General features: G+C 46.0%; 14 protein-coding genes. 3 read left to right on the plus strand and 11 right to left on the minus strand.

Going from position 1 to position 16443, the window contains the following annotated elements:
* Positions 1 to 31 precede the first annotated feature (31 nt).
* On the minus strand, positions 32 to 2284 hold the full coding sequence (locus CS562_RS06735) for a glycosyltransferase family 39 protein (RefSeq protein ID WP_099854506.1): 2253 nt from the start codon (positions 2282 to 2284) through the stop codon (positions 32 to 34).
* Positions 2285 to 2487: 203 nt separating this feature from the next.
* On the opposite strand from CS562_RS06735, the gene CS562_RS06740 reads away from it, so the two are divergent.
* Together CS562_RS06740 and CS562_RS06745 are read left to right on the plus strand one after the other, a co-directional pair.
* Positions 2488 to 3171 (plus strand): response regulator transcription factor, encoded by a 684-nt coding sequence (locus CS562_RS06740; protein ID WP_063563521.1) that lies wholly within the window; start codon positions 2488 to 2490, stop codon positions 3169 to 3171.
* Positions 3171 to 4688 (plus strand): sensor histidine kinase, encoded by a 1518-nt coding sequence (locus CS562_RS06745; RefSeq protein WP_099854508.1) that lies wholly within the window; start codon positions 3171 to 3173, stop codon positions 4686 to 4688. The genes CS562_RS06740 and CS562_RS06745 overlap by 1 nt, the downstream gene beginning before the upstream one ends.
* 157 nt (positions 4689 to 4845) lie before the next feature.
* Here CS562_RS06745 and CS562_RS06750 read toward each other — a convergent pair whose 3' ends face one another.
* The 7 genes from CS562_RS06750 to CS562_RS06780 form a co-directional block, all read right to left on the minus strand.
* On the minus strand, positions 4846 to 5436 hold the full coding sequence (locus CS562_RS06750) for an HAD-IA family hydrolase (protein ID WP_099854510.1): 591 nt from the start codon (positions 5434 to 5436) through the stop codon (positions 4846 to 4848).
* Between the two features lie 43 nt (positions 5437 to 5479).
* On the minus strand, positions 5480 to 6067 hold the full coding sequence (locus tag CS562_RS06755; RefSeq protein WP_257219409.1) for a GNAT family N-acetyltransferase: 588 nt from the start codon (positions 6065 to 6067) through the stop codon (positions 5480 to 5482).
* Between the two features lie 65 nt (positions 6068 to 6132).
* Positions 6133 to 6681, minus strand: a complete 549-nt coding sequence (locus tag CS562_RS06760) for a hypothetical protein (RefSeq protein WP_099854512.1) — start codon at positions 6679 to 6681, stop codon at positions 6133 to 6135.
* A gap of 82 nt (positions 6682 to 6763) precedes the next feature.
* A complete protein-coding gene (locus tag CS562_RS06765; RefSeq protein ID WP_099854514.1) occupies positions 6764 to 7339 on the minus strand; it encodes a GNAT family N-acetyltransferase in 576 nt (191 codons plus the stop codon).
* A gap of 174 nt (positions 7340 to 7513) precedes the next feature.
* Complete coding sequence (locus tag CS562_RS06770) at positions 7514 to 7816, minus strand: hypothetical protein (RefSeq protein ID WP_099854516.1); 303 nt, start codon at positions 7814 to 7816, stop codon at positions 7514 to 7516.
* A 97-nt stretch (positions 7817 to 7913) separates the two neighbouring features.
* Complete coding sequence (locus CS562_RS06775; RefSeq protein WP_099854518.1) at positions 7914 to 9665, minus strand: ATP-binding cassette domain-containing protein; 1752 nt, start codon at positions 9663 to 9665, stop codon at positions 7914 to 7916.
* The gene (locus tag CS562_RS06780; protein ID WP_180287051.1) at positions 9650 to 10495 is read right to left on the minus strand and encodes an energy-coupling factor ABC transporter ATP-binding protein; all 846 of its coding nucleotides are present in this window, start codon (positions 10493 to 10495) and stop codon (positions 9650 to 9652) included. The genes CS562_RS06775 and CS562_RS06780 overlap by 16 nt, the downstream gene beginning before the upstream one ends.
* Positions 10496 to 10625: 130 nt before the next feature.
* On the opposite strand from CS562_RS06780, the gene CS562_RS06785 reads away from it, so the two are divergent.
* Entirely contained in the window at positions 10626 to 11216 is a 591-nt protein-coding gene (locus tag CS562_RS06785; RefSeq protein WP_090949578.1) for a biotin transporter BioY, read from the plus strand.
* Between the two features lie 103 nt (positions 11217 to 11319).
* On the opposite strand, the gene CS562_RS06790 is transcribed toward CS562_RS06785, so the two are convergent.
* The 3 genes from CS562_RS06790 to CS562_RS06800 all read right to left on the minus strand — a co-directional run bounded on the left by CS562_RS06790 (position 11320) and on the right by CS562_RS06800 (position 15983).
* Complete coding sequence (locus CS562_RS06790; protein WP_099854522.1) at positions 11320 to 13209, minus strand: beta-glucoside-specific PTS transporter subunit IIABC; 1890 nt, start codon at positions 13207 to 13209, stop codon at positions 11320 to 11322.
* A 214-nt stretch (positions 13210 to 13423) separates the two neighbouring features.
* Positions 13424 to 14254, minus strand: a complete 831-nt coding sequence (gene licT, locus CS562_RS06795; RefSeq protein ID WP_076291149.1) for a BglG family transcription antiterminator LicT — start codon at positions 14252 to 14254, stop codon at positions 13424 to 13426.
* 286 nt (positions 14255 to 14540) lie between these two features.
* Complete coding sequence (locus CS562_RS06800; RefSeq protein ID WP_099854524.1) at positions 14541 to 15983, minus strand: 6-phospho-beta-glucosidase; 1443 nt, start codon at positions 15981 to 15983, stop codon at positions 14541 to 14543.
* Positions 15984 to 16443 lie beyond the last annotated feature (460 nt).

The raw sequence follows: 16443 nt of genomic DNA on the forward strand, positions 1-16443 counted from the left end.
TCGTTCCCTCCCTTATACCATTCGATCACGCTTATAATTTCACTTCATATAGAGTGGTTTGACCGCCGAAACCTGAACCGCTGTCCGTACCCGTCTTCCACTCTGTCGTTGGAATTTCGGTACCATGCTCCTTGATCCAGTCGCCAATATCAGAACTGCCACCTCGGCCGCCCATGCCACCTACCATGAAGTATTTCACTTGTCCACTCTTCACGAGTTGTTCCAATTTTTCCGTGCTATACACCGGATCTGAACCCGAGAACCCGCCAAGCGTAATGACTGCTTCATTTTCATCGATGATATATGGAGCTGCCTGGTTATAGTCCGTCGTTGCAAAGAGATAGGTTTCACCTGTGTTATGCTCTCTCAGATAATTCAGTGTTGTGGTGTCCACTTCTTCGTTGCGGTTTCCCGCGCCACCTCGACCACCTGTCGTCGGCATGCCTCCGCCGCCATTCATGTTTCCGCCTGAATTCGGAGGTGTTCCCATGCCCGCATTGTTCGGGTCAGCTTCATCGGACGATGGGAAAGCCTGATCGGTGTCGGTGTCATTTGATGTATTTGGCTGAGCCATACCCATACCGCCACCATTGCGATCACCTTGTCTATCTCCCATTGCCATGCCCATTCCACCGAACATTCCATTGGAACCTGTAGGCCCGGCGGCAGGGATCATGCTGTTGCCTCCATACGTGATAGGTGTGAATGCCCAATAGGTCGGACCGATCAGCATGACCATGAAGCCTGCAATTATCAAACCCTGTTTCCATGGATGTGAACGATTAAGCATCACAATCAGGATAACCGTGATCAGAATGCCTGCAATTAATTCACTTATAGACCAACCTGCCCCGATAGTTTCGTTATACACCTGCATGATATACCAGCCGAAGATGGTCGTAAGCAGCACAGATAACGGAAGCAGCCAGGCTTGCCAGCCATTGCGTTCACGATATGCCGTCCACATGGCTGCAAATCCTGCTCCGGTTAATGCAGCTACTGGAGGGGCGAGCATAATCAGATAATATTGATGGAAGAAGCCTGCCACACTAAAGAAAGCAGCTACCGGAAGCAGCCAGGCCAGCCAGAACAAGGCTTCCTTATGCTTATCGGTTATATTTCTCCGTCTTAACCCTGCAAAAATCGCGATGCAGCCCAGTAATACAATCGGCAAAAGCCAACTGGCCTGGCCGGACAGTTCGGTCTGGAATAACCGCAGAGGACCTTTCTCCCCGGTACCAAACATGCCACCCATGCCTCCGCCGCCATTACCACCTCCGAAATTTCTTCCATTAGGCATCTCGCCACCGTTTGGCATCTGACCGCCTGGAAAAGTCATTCCATTCATGCCACCCATTTCACCATTTCCCGGTGCATTGCCTGTTGGAGCCGAGCCGCTGCCCGACTGATCAGATGCTGAGGTCTGGGAAGCTGCGGTGCCACGGGCCTTGCCTTCATCGGAGGCGTTTGGCATGCCAGCATTCGCTGATCTGTTCTGTTGCCCTGTGAGACGGGATAAGCCGTTATATCCAAAAGCCAACTCCAGCACTGAATTGGTTTCACTGCTGCCGATATAAGGCCGTTCATCTGTAGGTATTGAATCCACGGTGACTGCCCAGGATAAGGAAACGACTGCCAGCACCGCCGTACTTCCGATCAGCAGGATGATTTTTCTTCTCCACTTTGCATTGAATGCAAGCAGATAGAACAAGTAGAAAGCCGGAAGAATCATATAGGCTTGCAGCATTTTCATATTAAAAGCAAGTCCAATGAGTGCAAAGGCAACCAGGATACGCCACGTACTGCCTTGCTTGCTTCCCTTGAACAAAAACCATGAGCCCAATAGCAACGTGAATACCAGCATGCTGTCAATATTGTTGGTACGGCTGACCGCTGCCACAACAGGAACAGTCGCCATCGCAAGTGCCGAGATTCGCGCTGCGGCAAGACCAAATGAAGGCTTGACCATGAAATATATAAGCAGCACCGAACCGATCCCCGCTAACGCTTGCGGTAAAATAACACTCCATCCATGCAATCCAAAAACGTAAGCAAAAGCGGTTTGAATCCAGAAGACAACCGGTGGTTTGTCTACGGTTACCGAACCAGCCGAGTCAAGCGATGCATAGAAAAAGTTATGGAAATTCCTCAGCATGCTCCCGACGGCGGTCGTATAATAGGAATTGGCATATTGGTCGTTCCAGATGCCATACCCGTTCAGAAATGCCGCCAGTAAAACAATCGGCAGAAGGACAAGGTCAATCCTTCGTTTGGCTTTATTCAATCTCAATCACTCCTTCAAGTTCTTCATGTCTACTATTGTGACAGGCCAAAGTAAAACTGGGATGAGTGCCCGCTGAATGTTGCCTGAGGATAACTTGCAAATTTTTCAGCTAATTTTCAGTTTGGCGAGCGATAATACAGCATATAGACCTCTAGATTTGAGGATATCTAATTGATGGATTTAACGGGAGGGAACGCCTGCTTATGAAGCTAAGTACTGGTATTAAAATACTATTGGCCGATGATGAACCACATATTTTGCAATTTCTGGAGCTAGGACTAAGCAACGAAGGCTTTGATGTTCGTACGGCCCCGGATGGAGCTGCTGCGCTTGAATTGGCACTCGACTTTCGTCCACATATGGCCATTCTGGATGTCATGATGCCCGAGATGGATGGGTTTGAGGTTGTTGAGCGTCTGCGCAAGAGCGGGGCCCAGGTCGGGGTGATCATGCTGACAGCCAAAGATGAAGTCGAGAATCGGGTAAAAGGCCTATGGCTTGGTGCTGACGATTATATGATTAAGCCTTTTGCGTTCGATGAACTGCTTGCACGGATTCAGGCAAGGCTGCGTAACCAGTTTCCTTTATTAATAGGGGCAGTGACTCATGGCCCATTCCGAATTGATGATCAACGCAAAGAGATTACCTATCACGATCAGATTCTGGAGTTATCTCCAACCGAATATGAACTATTAAAATTCATCGTGCTCAATCATGGTATTGTCCTGAGTAAAGCGACCATTCTGAACCGCGTGTGGGGATACGATTTTGGCGGAGAAGAGAATATTGTGGAGGTGTACGTCCGCTCCTTGCGTGACAAACTGGGGGATAAAGAACATAAGCTCATTCGTACACTTCGAGGTGTCGGATACAGGGTGGATCTCTGATGGTCTCTCTATTTAAGAAAGATAAACATCTTTGGACTTGGCTACATCAATGGATATCGCCACGTTCGCTCCGCTCTCAATTACTTGCACGCTCCCTGTTCATTCTGGCTGCTCTGCTATTGTTAATTGGCATTCTTCAATTCTGGATTATGGAAAGCTTCTTGTATCGCAACCAGGCGAAAACCATGGAAGAGCAGCTCATGTCCATGCCTCCTGTGTGGCTCGGATCGTCTTCACGAAGTGGTGCGACAAATAATCCTTTTGGCGGGCAATCCGGATCAGATCCAAGAGGATCAGGCAATCGTTTCTTATACATTCCTGATCGTTCACTGGCTTTATTTGATAATCAAAGTGGCTTTGAGGATATTTTTGGTGAAGACGGTCTGACCGCTCCTCGCTTGACGTCAGTTGAATATCAGAACATTACAGATCGGATCAACGATAAACAACATGTTCCGTACCGGATTGTAACGGATAATAAAGGCAATGAGCAGCTAATTGTCTTCTCTTCACCTGGACCGCGTAATCGCGGCTTACCCATGGTACAGATGGGTACGGCTACGAAACCGCTAAAAGATCTGATTGTGAAACAGCTTCTGATCTTCTTGATGTTATCCCTGCTGGCTATGGTGGCTGGACTCGTTCTATACGCCAAAGCACTTCGCCGGACGTTAATTCCATTGTCCAGTATGGTAGATACTGTGCAACGAATCGATGCAGGCAGCTTGGCTGAACGTCTTCCTTCTGTCCAGGGACAACAGGAAGTGGATCAGCTGGCGCTTTCATTTAACGGCATGCTTGAGAGGCTTGAAGACTCGTTTGAAGCAGAACGGGAGTCAAAAGAACAGATGCAGCGTTTTCTGTCTGATGCTTCCCATGAACTGCGTACCCCTCTTACCTCCATTCACGGATTCATTGAGGTGCTCAAGCGTGGCGCAGCTTCCAACAGCGAACAATTATATAGTGCTTTGAACAGCATGTATGGTGAATCGATGCGGATTAACAAACTTGTAGAGGACCTGCTTATGCTGACGAAGCTGGATCAGGCCCCTCAGCAAGAGCAGGAAGTCATTCAACTTGACAGTCTGCTGCTTGAAATGCAGCCACAGCTGATCATGATGGCTCAGGAAAGACAGGTTCATCTCGACCTGACCGCTGAAGTACATGTAATGGCCGATGCTCACAAATTGAAACAGGTTGTACTTAATCTGTTCCACAATGCAGTTCAGCACACCGATTCAGATCGAGGAGCCATCAGCATTACTTTATATGCCGCTCAGCATAAAGCTGAGTTAACCGTCAAAGATAACGGCTCTGGGATTGAACCGGAACATGTCCCTCATATCTTTGAACGCTTCTATCGCACAAGCTCTTCCCGTTCAAGAAAACAAGGGGGCGCGGGCCTAGGCCTTGCCATTACCCGTTCGATTGTGGAATCGTATGGCGGGAAAATCACAGTGCGCAGCCAATTAGGTGCAGGAACGGAATTTACGATTTTGCTGCCTTTGGTCAAGTGAAGGCTACGCAGATTGAGGCTCGCAAGATGCAGCTTTTTCGTTTTATTGCGGCTCTTATCATATGACAAATACCCCTATCATTTCTGCAGAGAAATGATAGGGGTATTTGTTTAGTATCGAATTGGTTTATTTGTACAAGGTCAATCTGTATCGGAAGTTATCGTTGGTCTGTGAGCCATTCGTCAATTTCAGCAATCCATTGATGCTGCTCATCCGCAAGTAATGTTTCCCATCCCAGCTCAGCAGCAGGCTTCAAATTTTTAGCCTGATCATCCACATATATAATACGTACATCCCTGGCTAGATGAGATTGTACAAGTTCATATATTTCTATATTGGGCTTGCAATATCCGACCTGATTGGAAATGGTAATGCTTTTGCAATACGGTTGGATCAACGGCAAAATGGGTTGAATCCATTCTTGACAATGATTACTTAAGAGATGAAGTTCTGCCTGCTTGCTCCATCGTTCAAGACGATGCATGGCAGGTAGCAACTCTGTTGTTTTTTCAAGCAATTCATAAGCATACATCTTATCCATATTGGGATATTGGGTTTGCATCCAGATCCAGAACTGTTCCTCTGTCATGCTTCCTGTCCACAAGTCCTTGCGTATACCACTCAATTGCTCGATTAATACAGGAAAAGGAGTACCTGCATAGCTTGCAAGCTCCTGCCAGAATGAAGAGGAAAGATTGGTGATCAGCACACCGGCCAGATCTAAAACAAGCTGGGGTTTGGAATCCATGGTATCACTCCTGTGCAGTCATCTTGAGCCAATTACAGTAGGGTTATTGTTGGTGCTTCAACAATTGGTAATGGTTGTAAGGTTCATTTTCGATTTCAATCATATTCAGATATTCAAAATTGCATTTCTGTATTACCTTGTTGGATGCCTGATTCGTTAATAAAGCAATGGCATTCAATACTTCAACGTTTGTATTTTCAAATAAATACTGTGTTATTCCTTTTACTGCCTGCGTTGTATAGCCACGGTTCCGGAAGTGTTCCGAAATGCCATACATAATCTCCCGATTGGGCGCTGGCAGTTCATCCTTGATCCCTGAGCAGCACCATCCAATAAACTCATCATTTTCTTTGAGCACGATAGCCAACCGTAAACAGAGGTCTCCGATGTCTCCTCCCTCCAAAACAGCTTGTTTAAAATTCTGATTCTCAGGGATTTCGTATTGAGTCAGCCAAAGTACTCTCTCTTCAACCGCAGCATTCCATCCTGGCAAAAATTCGTATACCTCAGGTTGCCAGGTGATTTCCTGCAATTTCTCCAAATCCTCAAGTCGATACTCGCGCAAATATATATCTTTGCAATCAATGATTAATTCATCACTTTGGTTGGTTTGTTTCATAATTTGTTTCATAATGCCTCCTGGTGTACATCTTATCTAGCCTTCTGCGTTTTACTTTAAAGCTCGATAACCAAAAATCAATTCAGATTAAAAGCTTGTTTTACGTTGTTCTCTTCATCAAGAGCATACACATTCGTGAACGTTGTCATTAACATCATTTTGTCTTCACTCTGGTAAGCTTCCGTCATTCTCATGATAAACGTATTATTGCTTGACTCAACCTCCTGAGTCTCACCGTTTGTGTATTCAATCTTAAACTTGTGTACAGGCATATCGGAATATAAAGCGCCCCATATAAAATTACCTTTGTTTTTCTTCGGTTCCGCTTGTACCAAAAAGGCGGGCCCCACATCTGAACTCGCTGTCCAACCTGATTCACTATCCGTATCATAGTGATATCTCCCATTCTTATGTTCATAAGCAGCGAAAACATATTGTGTTTGGTCCAGTGACAAAACCAGTTCATTTTGCTGATCTACATTAACCACTTGAAGGGGGTATTTCCAAGTAGACTGAACAGCCTTCTCTAACGTTTTATATCCAAAAATATCATTCCAGAAGAATGCAGTAACATTAACCAATACACATACAATAAAGCACGAACCTATCCATAACAGCTTCCTCATATTTCACCCCTTGCACATTGTCAGTTACCGAACTAACATTGGCAGATCATAAACATCGGGCCGCTCTGATTTAAAATGAGACTCACTCAAGTCCTTCCTTATCCATAAACTCGTCTTTGGTTAACCCAAACAGGATCAGATCCTGATATTTCCCATCGGTATAAATCACCTGACGACGCACGCCCTCCTGCACACATCCAAGCTTTCTCATCATGGCTGCAGAAGGCTCATTTCCTTCCAGAACATAATCATTGAATTTATTAAGCCTGCGCTCGAAAAAGGCATATTTGAGCAAAATTCGAATGGCTCTCGTCCCGTATCCTTTTCCGCGATGGTCCCTGTCGATTTGAATTCCAATGCTAAAGGTACCATTCCGCTCATCGATGCTGTTCAGGTTCACGCCCCCGACATTCTCACCATCCATATTTTCAATCGTGAACATGATTCGTCCTCTGTCTAGAGAGAAATCAGAAAAGGCTTCCGTAAATTTCTTCGCCTCAGCATTCGTAGGTGGCAGCTCTACTGCACATTCCAGTAAACGACGAGCAGGTGTATCAAACCGGTTATAATAATGATCCTCCCAATCTTCCTCACGCAAAGCACGTAATCTGACCTTATCATCCTGCCAAAAATAATCGCTATAGTTAATCTCTCTCATTCTGACATCCCCCGCTTGACCATGAATTGTTTATCATTTTAATACGAGCTACGCCTATAATAACCCATATTGTGGAATTTGAGGAGATTTGTTTTCATAAACGATACAACTAAATATAGCCCCCGGACAGGAAGATCCTGCCGAAGGCTATCATCTATTTTATATAATACGTCATTATGCTTCTTCTTCCGGGTATTGAGGCTTCGTTACATTATCGGGGACCGTTTCATCGTAGACGTCCTGACCGGGATAATCCCGAACTTCCCCTTCGTGCAGCTCATGATTTTCATAATCGAAACGGTGTGCGGTCCTTTGATCCACTCGCCACGGCGAGCTTTTGCCAAGTGATTCAGACATTAGAGATGAGCCGTAAGGACCTTCTGGGAACTCTTCGAGTGTGATATCATTTCGCTGCGACTCCACCGTGGACACATCGGTATATTCTTGTCTTTCTTCTTGCAGAAATTTATCCTTCATCGTTCGTCCCTCCATATCTGCTTCGTGGTGATCAAAGCATGTTTATTTTGAACGGAAATGTAAGGATTTATGCATGATTCATGGCAAACAATGCGTTTCAGTCTCTGATCCAGATATAAAATACAAAAACAATAAGTCCAATCATGCAAATCCATGTATCTCGTTTGGACCATACCAATAAGGAGGAACGTGCTCCAAGCAGGGAATTCTCTCTAACTTTCCGCATTTCCATTGCAATCGTCATATCTTCTGCACGCTGAAACAGCGCCATGAGCAAGGGAATGACCATTGGACCAAGATCACGCACACGTACCGTATTCGGTCGTAATGCAGCTTTGCCGCGTGCCCGGACAATTAGCGAGAATCGCTGCCATTCACTCCAGATCATCGGGATAAAACGAAAGATTAGGGACACAGCGAGTGCAAACGACGACACGGGCAGTTTGATTTTTTTGCCGACGCCCAGCACCCAATTCAGCCCCTCAACCATGCGCCCATATGGCGTAGTCAGTGAAAACCAAAGACTTGCCAACGTAACGATAAACAAACGGTATACATTCAGTAACGTCCCCTCCGCCTGCATTAGGGAGAATCCGAACTGTAGGCCGCCACCTTCTGTAGAAAGAGTTGTGCCCGACAACGCGGTTGATACGAGAAAGAACAGTACGAGCGGCTTCATTAATTTCAAGCATCCCATCAGAACCTGACGTGGCAGCACAACAAGTGCCAAGATGACTGGCATCAACGTAAGAGAGAGACCTAACCAGTGGTGTTGAAGCATCGTCGCGGTCACGAGCAAAATGTATAAAACCCATTTCAAACGCGGGTCCATGGCCCCATATAATCCTCTGTTGGATCCTGATTCTGCGTGGGTGTATATGCCCTCCTGCGTGCCTTCTCCTCTAGAAGTGTCGGAGCTTGAAAAGGCAAGCTTCGCTTCATCTCTGAATTGATCCTCATTACCAATAACATCAACCTTCTGCTCTAAAGGCTCATTGACGGACTGAACAATACCTTCAGCCATTTCCTCCGGGGTCAACGCAGTAGTAGGAAAATGAATGCCCGCAGCCGCAAATTGTTGTGCCAGTTGCATAGAGGGTGGCAGACCAATTCCGGCAAGCTCCAGCAGATCTGGTCTTGTGTGAAGCTCCCGTGGTTTGAGATCAGCAACCAGACGCCCATCCTTCAACAACAGAACCCGATCCGCATGCGGTAAAAATGTGTCCAGGTCGTGTGTAGCCACAATGGCTCCCTCACCTGCAGTTCGATGCTGGTTCAAAGCATCTAGCAGCATGAGCACACTTTGGGCTTCCAATCCAGCGCTGGGTTCATCGAGCAATAGCCATGAAGGCTGCGTAGCAGTTCCCAGGGCAAGCCCCAATCTTCTCCGTTCTCCCCCGCTTAGTGCAAAGGGGGATCTGTCCGAATGGAATCGTTCTTCCTCTCCCTGACCCGCTGGAGAGTCCCAGCGCTCAAGTGCTTCGGAAATCTGCTTTTTCTTTTGTTCATCCGGTAGCCGATACGGACGCAGAGAATAAGCAAATTCACGCCCAATACTTCGGGCAAACAGCTGCTGCTCTGGGAATTGGAAGACCAATCCCATTTGCAACAGAATGGACTGTGGCACTTTCCCGTTCTGCCAGAAAAGCTCTCCGTCCAGCTTGAGGCTACCCTCATCTGGAGGTTTTAGGCCAGCGATCGTTTGCAGCAGTGTGGTTTTGCCTGATCCTGTGCAGCCTAATAATAAAGTGATTTCGCCACGGTTCAGTCGGACAGTGATATCTTGAAGCAGCGCTTTTTTGTCAGGTTGTGATGAAGCTATACCTACATGCTCTAATTCGATTGCCAAAGGGCTACCTCCTTAACCAACTGCTCTGGTCGCAGAGGAGTTGCATGATGCAGCAAACCTTTCAGTTTCAGGAGTAGAGCCGTCTGCACTGTAAAAGGTGGAGCAAGCCCAAGCTGTTCGCAGGGTGATGGTTGTTGTGCTTCTTTTCCAGCGTCAGCCGCCGTCTCTTCCTTATCTTTTCCATAGAAGAAAGTCGATGGCGCTCCATCATAAACACAGCGTCCCTGTTCCATGGCAATAATTCGATTGCAAAGAGTCGCTTCCTCCAAATGATGCGTAATCCAGATTACCGCCGTCCCCTGCTGGACAATAGTTTGAACTACCGCTTCCATTCGATCTCTGGCTCCCGGATCAAGCATGGCCGTAGGTTCGTCCAGAATGAGTACATCCGGCTTGGCCGCCAGCGCTACCGCGATATTAAGCAACTGCTTCTGCCCTCCAGACAGCATCGATATTGCCGCCTGTGGCGGGTGTTCAAGTCCTACCGTATGTAATGCGTGCTCTCTCCGACGTAATTGTTCATCAGGAGATTCCAGCAGTGAGGATAAGGCAAAATGAAATTCCTCCTCAATGGTATCTCCAAGTACCTGGGCATCAGGCTGCTGGAGGACTCCACGCACAACCAGTTCTGGAGCAGCCTTTCTTTCTCCGCCAGATAGCGGAGTGAATCCAATCAGCAGTCCAGCTAGCGTACTTTTGCCGCTACCATTGGCTCCCACAATACTTATCCATTCACCGGGTGCTAACTCCAGCGAAACCCCATCCACTGCCTTACGAACACGTCCTGACTCGGAAGCATAATGAACACGGACATTTTCTAGTTTTATCAAAGGTGTAACGTCTTGCATCGCAAATTGGTCCTTTCCCTTTTGAATCTTTTGTGGTACGATCCAAATCGTTAACCACATTCGTTTGATCGGTTAACAATAAGATTACCAAAATTGAAAGGAATGTTCAAACATGAAATTATCTTTGCGAGGTATTGTATTCAGCGCACTGATGGCAGCCATACTTGTTCTTTTTGGTTACATAAGTATTCCCATTGGTTTCTCTCCTGTGCCGATTACACTGCAAACTCTTGCGGTTATGCTGGCAGGAGGACTGCTTGGCCCATTATATGGTTTTCTAAGTGTCGCTTTGGTCGTAGTCCTGACTGCGATTGGCTTCCCGCTTCTGCATGGCGCAGGCGGACTTGCAGTACTCCTTGGGCCTACCGGGGGATATGTCATGATGTGGCCCTTCTCCGCATTGCTCATTGGGTTATTACTCAGCAGAATCAAACTGAACGGATTCGTTGGTTATTTCCTGGCCTTTATCGTATTTGAGGTATTTGGTTCAATGTTGATCTATGTTTCGGGCGTGCCCTGGTTGGCCTATGCCTACAAAATGTCATTACCCGAAGCCATGATACAAGGGTTCTATCCCTACATCATCGGTGATCTAATCAAAGCCTTGTTCGCTGCGATCATCATCGCACCTGTGCGCATGGTCTTCCCTCCGCAACGACTGACAGGCAATATGAACTCAACGGTTGTAAAGGCTGACTCCTAATCGCTAATTGGTTAGCGTAAGCTTGAGCTGAAATTACGAATAAAGCCGTGTCCACGTAAACAGAAAACATTCTGTTCCACGTCGGACACGGCTTTTGTTATTTCTACTCTTGTTCCTGTCCCTTTCCACCATACAGGGTAAGTAAAGGCTCTTGAACCCGAACTTCTCCTGTAGTCAAAGGAACCACTTCCTCATAGTTTGCAGAATTCGTTACAATAATAGGGGTTACCGTATGATAACCAGCGGCCTTGATTGCAGCGATATCGAATTCCAGCAGCAAATCTCCTGCTTTAACCCGATCACCTTCCTGAATGTGTGATGTAAAGTGTTGACCATCGAGCTTGACGGTATCTACCCCGACATGGACCAATATCTCCGCACCTGTATCCGATACAACAGCCAGCGCATGTTTCTTTTTGAAAGCCACGGTAATGGTACCGTCAAAAGGAGCAACGACTCGGCCAATTGCCGGCTGGATCGCAATGCCTTTGCCCATCGCACCGGATGAAAATGCCGGATCTGGCACCTCAGTCAGTTCAACAATGGTCCCCTCAATCGGACTAAGAACTTCTTGATCCACGGAATCCGCTGTTCTTATTGATGGATTGGTAGATTCCGTGCTTTTTTCTTGTTCTTCCTCTTCAACCGGATCTTTGAATCCCATAATGTACGTCAATGCAGCCGAAACAACAAAGGATACACAGATCCCAAGAATCAGTCCAGGGAAGCCCTCTCCACCCGGTCCATAGAAGATCGGCAAAGTCAGTAATCCTGGAGCGCCCGAAGCGAATGCCTGAGTACCCGCCTGACCAATGATGGCCCCACCAACAGCACCCCCGATCACTCCTGCGATGAATGGACGTTTGAGTGGCAGAGTGACACCATAGATGGCCGGCTCGGTAATCCCGAACAAGGCTGTCAATGTCGATGAACCCGCCAGCGTTTTCAGCTTTTTATTTTTGGTTTTCAGCATAACGCCGAATGCAGCTCCGGTCTGTGCAAAGATGGAAGCCGTCGCAGCCGGTTTGACGCCATCACGTCCATACACTGCAACGTTGTTGATAAAAACGGGAATAAGACCCCAGTGAATTCCGAAAATAACGAGCAGCTGCCAGCTTGCACCCATAACGGCTCCTGCCAATAACGGACTGAATCCGAAGGCGGCCACAAGTCCTGATGCAATGGCATTACCTACATATACTCCAAATGGACCGAATACAAGCAAAGTAAGAGGTACCATAATGACAAGCAAAAATAATGGAGTGACAAAATTTTTCACACTTTCGTGAAGAACTTTATTGAAGAATTTCTCCAATTTGCTCATGACGATAACTGCCAGAATAATAGGGATAACGGTAGATGAATAATTCATTAAAATCACAGGAATACCGAAGAAATCAGTTGGCGTTCCCTCCGCCTTGAGCGTGACGATGGAAGGATAGATTAATGCGCCTGCAATGGTCATTGCTACAAACATGTTACCCTGGAATTTGCGAGCAGTTGTAACCGCTAACAGCAAAGGTAAGAAATAAAACAGGCTGTCTGCTGCTGCAAATAGGATCTTATACGTACTTTCCGTTGTTTCCAGCCAGCCGACATTGCTTGCAATGAGCAGCAGCCCTTTCAAGATACCTGCTCCCGCCATAACCCCTAATAGCGGTGCGAAAATACTGGAAATCACATCGATGATGCCGCCTAAGCCTTTCGCGGACTTCTTCGGCTTTTCCTTTTCGGAAGAATCATCCAAAATATTGCTGATCTGACCAATGGCGTTGTAAACCTCAGGCACCTTATTGCCAACGACCACCTGGAACTGACCCCCGTTTTCCTTGACTGCAATGATCCCTTCTGTCTTTTCCAGCTTGGCTTTGTTTGCCTTGGCATCATCCTTCAATACAAACCGCAAACGTGTTGCGCAATGTACAAGTGATACCACATTCTTTTCGCCGCCGACCAGCTCGACGATCTCTTTTGCGAGTTTTTCCTGACTCATGATGTGCACCCCCATATTTACTAAAACAGGCACCTTACCGATTTTTTTGCACGCAAAAAACCTAAGCCTTGAGTAAGGTTTGGACACATTGGTCCTGCCTTCTCATGACTTAGGTTTTGCCTGCATAACCAGTAACAATCCCAGTTAAATCGTATTCAATTCCTGTTAATCTCATAGTATTATGATTTAACCAAATTTGTCAACATTTTAATTATTATCGATTAACGACCCGTTCAATGTGGACGGTCAGATACAATTTCTCTTCGTTGGTAAGCTGATGGTTATATTCCTTGTTGACGAACATTTCGATTTTCTCCGTACATGCCGCCGCTTCCGGGTGCTTCTCTTTGATCATGTCGTAAAAGTGGTCATAATTATTGTCATAATGCGTGCCGCTTAATACCCTCTGGGAGAAGAACTTCAGATGCGTAATGAAACGAAAATAGCTGAGAGACTCTTCATCGAATTCCATCTTGAAGTGATATTTCGCTATATTAATAATCTGCTGAATAAACTTCGTGATGTTCATTGTTGTAATAACTTCTTCATTCATCTCCGCATTGACAATATGCAGGGCAATATACGCTGCTTCATCCGGTGGAAGCTCGATATGAAGTCTGGACTTGATCTGCTCCAGCGTTTTCAGACCCAGTCCGAACTCAGCCTTGTACAGCTGTTTGATTTCCCACATCAGTGCATTCTTGATTTCAACCCCTTCACGATATCGTTCAATCGCAAAGTTAATATGATCTGTCAGAGAAACATAAATATTTTCATTCAGGTTACGGCCCAGATTCTCTCTGGCGTAGGTAATAATTTCTTCCACAATTTCGATTAGTTCCATGGGTACTTCACGCAGAAGCATTTTAAAATTGTCGGATGTCTGCTTGTTTTTAAGCGCAAATACTTTCTGGATACGGGTCTCGTCTACTTTATCCCCCGGCTTTTTCTTAAAGGCAATCCCACGCCCCATCACTACAAGCTCTGCTCCATCCGCCTGATAGATGCTAATGACGTTATTGTTGATAACCTTTGCTATTTTCACTTCAATCCCCCCGTCACGATCCACTCTCTTGGCAGTCATATATCGCCTTTTGGGCATACAAAAAAAACCTGAAGCATCACAAAATAAACAAGACATGTGCGTCTGTTTTTTTGGTGCTTAGGTTTTGCCTACTTCAAGTAGTAACAATCCCAAAACGATATAATTGCGTCAAGTATAGCGCGAAGAGACACATATGTCAACGCTTTCAACGAGGGAACAATCGGAAGTTCCATGAAGAGTGGTCCTTCCGATATGATCATGGAGAATGTCCATCTTTCTCCCCTGCTTATTCCAATTCTAAATTGCTGCCATCTGATTCAATCACATTTTTGTACCAATGGAAGCTCTTTTTCTTGATCCGCTTCAAGTCACCCTTACCTTCATTGTCACGGTCGACATAGATATAACCATAGCGTTTTCTCATCTCTCCTGAAGAAGCGCTGACAATATCGATGGGCCCCCAGCTAGTATAACCGATGATCTCTACGCCATCCTGTAAAGCTTCACCCATCTCGGCAACATGGCGTTTCAGATAATCAATCCGGTACGCATCATCAACTTCACCTTCAGGGGTAACCACGTCATTGGCTCCAAATCCATTTTCTACAACAAACAGCGGTTTTTGATATCGGTCGTGCAGTTGATTGGCTGTAATACGGATGCCTTTGGGATCAATTGTCCAGCCCCACTCCGATTTTGCCAAATATGGATTGGCTACAGAACCAAACACATTGCCGCTCGTCATGTTTTTGACGACTTCCGGGTCGGTGGAGGTTGTACGACTTGAATAATAGCTAAATCCGATATAATCAACCGTATGGTTTTTCAGAATTTCCGCATCACCTGGCTGCATGTTAATATTCAATCCATGATCCTTGAAGAAACGTTTGGCATAACCTGGGTACTCTCCACGCGACTGAACATCAATGAAGAAGTAAGACTCTCTGTCTTTCTCCATGCCCTGGAACACATCATCCGGATTACAGGTATAAGGATAAAAGCTTCCTGCCGCAAGCATACAGCCGATCATTGCGCCTGGGATGATCTCATGACAAGCTTTAACCGCCAGTGCACTTGCCACGAGTTGATGGTGTGCTGCCTGATACTGAATCTCTTTCACATGATCACCATCCTTGAAGACCAAACCCGCACCAAGGAATGGCAGATGCAGCAGCATATTAATTTCGTTGAACGTCATCCAATATTTAACCTTGTCCTTGTAACGGTTGAATACGGTTTTCGCGTAGGTTTCGAACAGAGTCACTAACTCACGACTTCTCCAACTGCCATATTTCTCAATCAGATTGACCGGTACATCGAAGTGAGCAAGTGTAACCACAGGCTCGATACCGTGCTTCAACAGTTCATCGAATAATTGATCATAAAAATGCAAACCCGCTTCATTCGGCTGTGCATCTTCTCCGGTTGGGAAAATCCGCGCCCAGGCTATGGATACACGCAGCGCTTTGAATCCCATTTCGGCAAACAGCGCGATATCTTCGGGATAACGGTGATAGAAATCAATTGCTTCATGCGAAGGATAAAACTCGGTTTCCAGCGGGGTCAATGCAGGGACATTACCCTTCATGATGCTTCTACGATTCTCTCCTGTCGGCAGCAAGTCAACAATGCTCAGCCCTTTGCCATCTTCCAGATAAGCACCCTCTGCCTGATTGGCAGCAATGGCACCACCCCACAAAAAGTCTTTGGGAAACTTAAAATTAGTCATCTGTATTCTCCTTCCAAATATGTAATTCTGTTATCCGCTCAAATCGCATGAAACATTACAAGACAAAATTTTTAAGTTGAACTACACATTTACATCATAAACGGAGAGGACAGAAAAAATCTGGAAAAGCGGAGCTAAAAGCTTTCTGAAAGAAAGCTGCTTCGGAAGCATACGCTTCGCCTTTATCCCCGGATTTTCCCTTTAAAAAGGGAATCAAAAAATCTGGGGATAACAGCGATCGGAAGATTGTTCTGGCAGCGCAGGTCCAATGTAAAATCGTTTGTTCGTTCAACTTAAATACAAAAAACCCGAACCAGCCCGGATACACGTTGCAGTGTATACAAGCCAGCTCAGGTTATGCCCATATCGGTAACATTCCCAGATCACAATTATGCGGATTGGATAAAACTTTAGCAAGGAATAGCTGAATTGTCAATTTTATTGTGACTGGGTAGTCGGA

Origin of the sequence: Paenibacillus sp. LK1, from assembly GCF_002750415.1 — a bacterium.
In the GTDB taxonomy this organism is placed as follows: domain Bacteria; phylum Bacillota; class Bacilli; order Paenibacillales; family Paenibacillaceae; genus Paenibacillus; species Paenibacillus taichungensis.

Excerpts from the sequence above, each read along its gene's own strand:
- CS562_RS06740 (WP_063563521.1), top strand. The coding sequence starts at position 2,488 with ATGAAGCTAAGTACTGGTATTAAAATACTATTGGCCGATGATGAACCA.
- CS562_RS06745 (WP_099854508.1), top strand. The coding sequence starts at position 3,171 with ATGGTCTCTCTATTTAAGAAAGATAAACATCTTTGGACTTGGCTACAT.
- CS562_RS06750 (WP_099854510.1), bottom strand. The coding sequence starts at position 5,436 with ATGGATTCCAAACCCCAGCTTGTTTTAGATCTGGCCGGTGTGCTGATC.
- CS562_RS06755 (WP_257219409.1), bottom strand. The coding sequence starts at position 6,067 with ATGAAACAAATTATGAAACAAACCAACCAAAGTGATGAATTAATCATT.
- CS562_RS06760 (WP_099854512.1), bottom strand. The coding sequence starts at position 6,681 with ATGAGGAAGCTGTTATGGATAGGTTCGTGCTTTATTGTATGTGTATTG.
- CS562_RS06765 (WP_099854514.1), bottom strand. The coding sequence starts at position 7,339 with ATGAGAGAGATTAACTATAGCGATTATTTTTGGCAGGATGATAAGGTC.
- CS562_RS06770 (WP_099854516.1), bottom strand. The coding sequence starts at position 7,816 with ATGAAGGATAAATTTCTGCAAGAAGAAAGACAAGAATATACCGATGTG.
- CS562_RS06785 (WP_090949578.1), top strand. The coding sequence starts at position 10,626 with ATGAAATTATCTTTGCGAGGTATTGTATTCAGCGCACTGATGGCAGCC.
- CS562_RS06790 (WP_099854522.1), bottom strand. The coding sequence starts at position 13,209 with ATGAGTCAGGAAAAACTCGCAAAAGAGATCGTCGAGCTGGTCGGCGGC.
- CS562_RS06800 (WP_099854524.1), bottom strand. The coding sequence starts at position 15,983 with ATGACTAATTTTAAGTTTCCCAAAGACTTTTTGTGGGGTGGTGCCATT.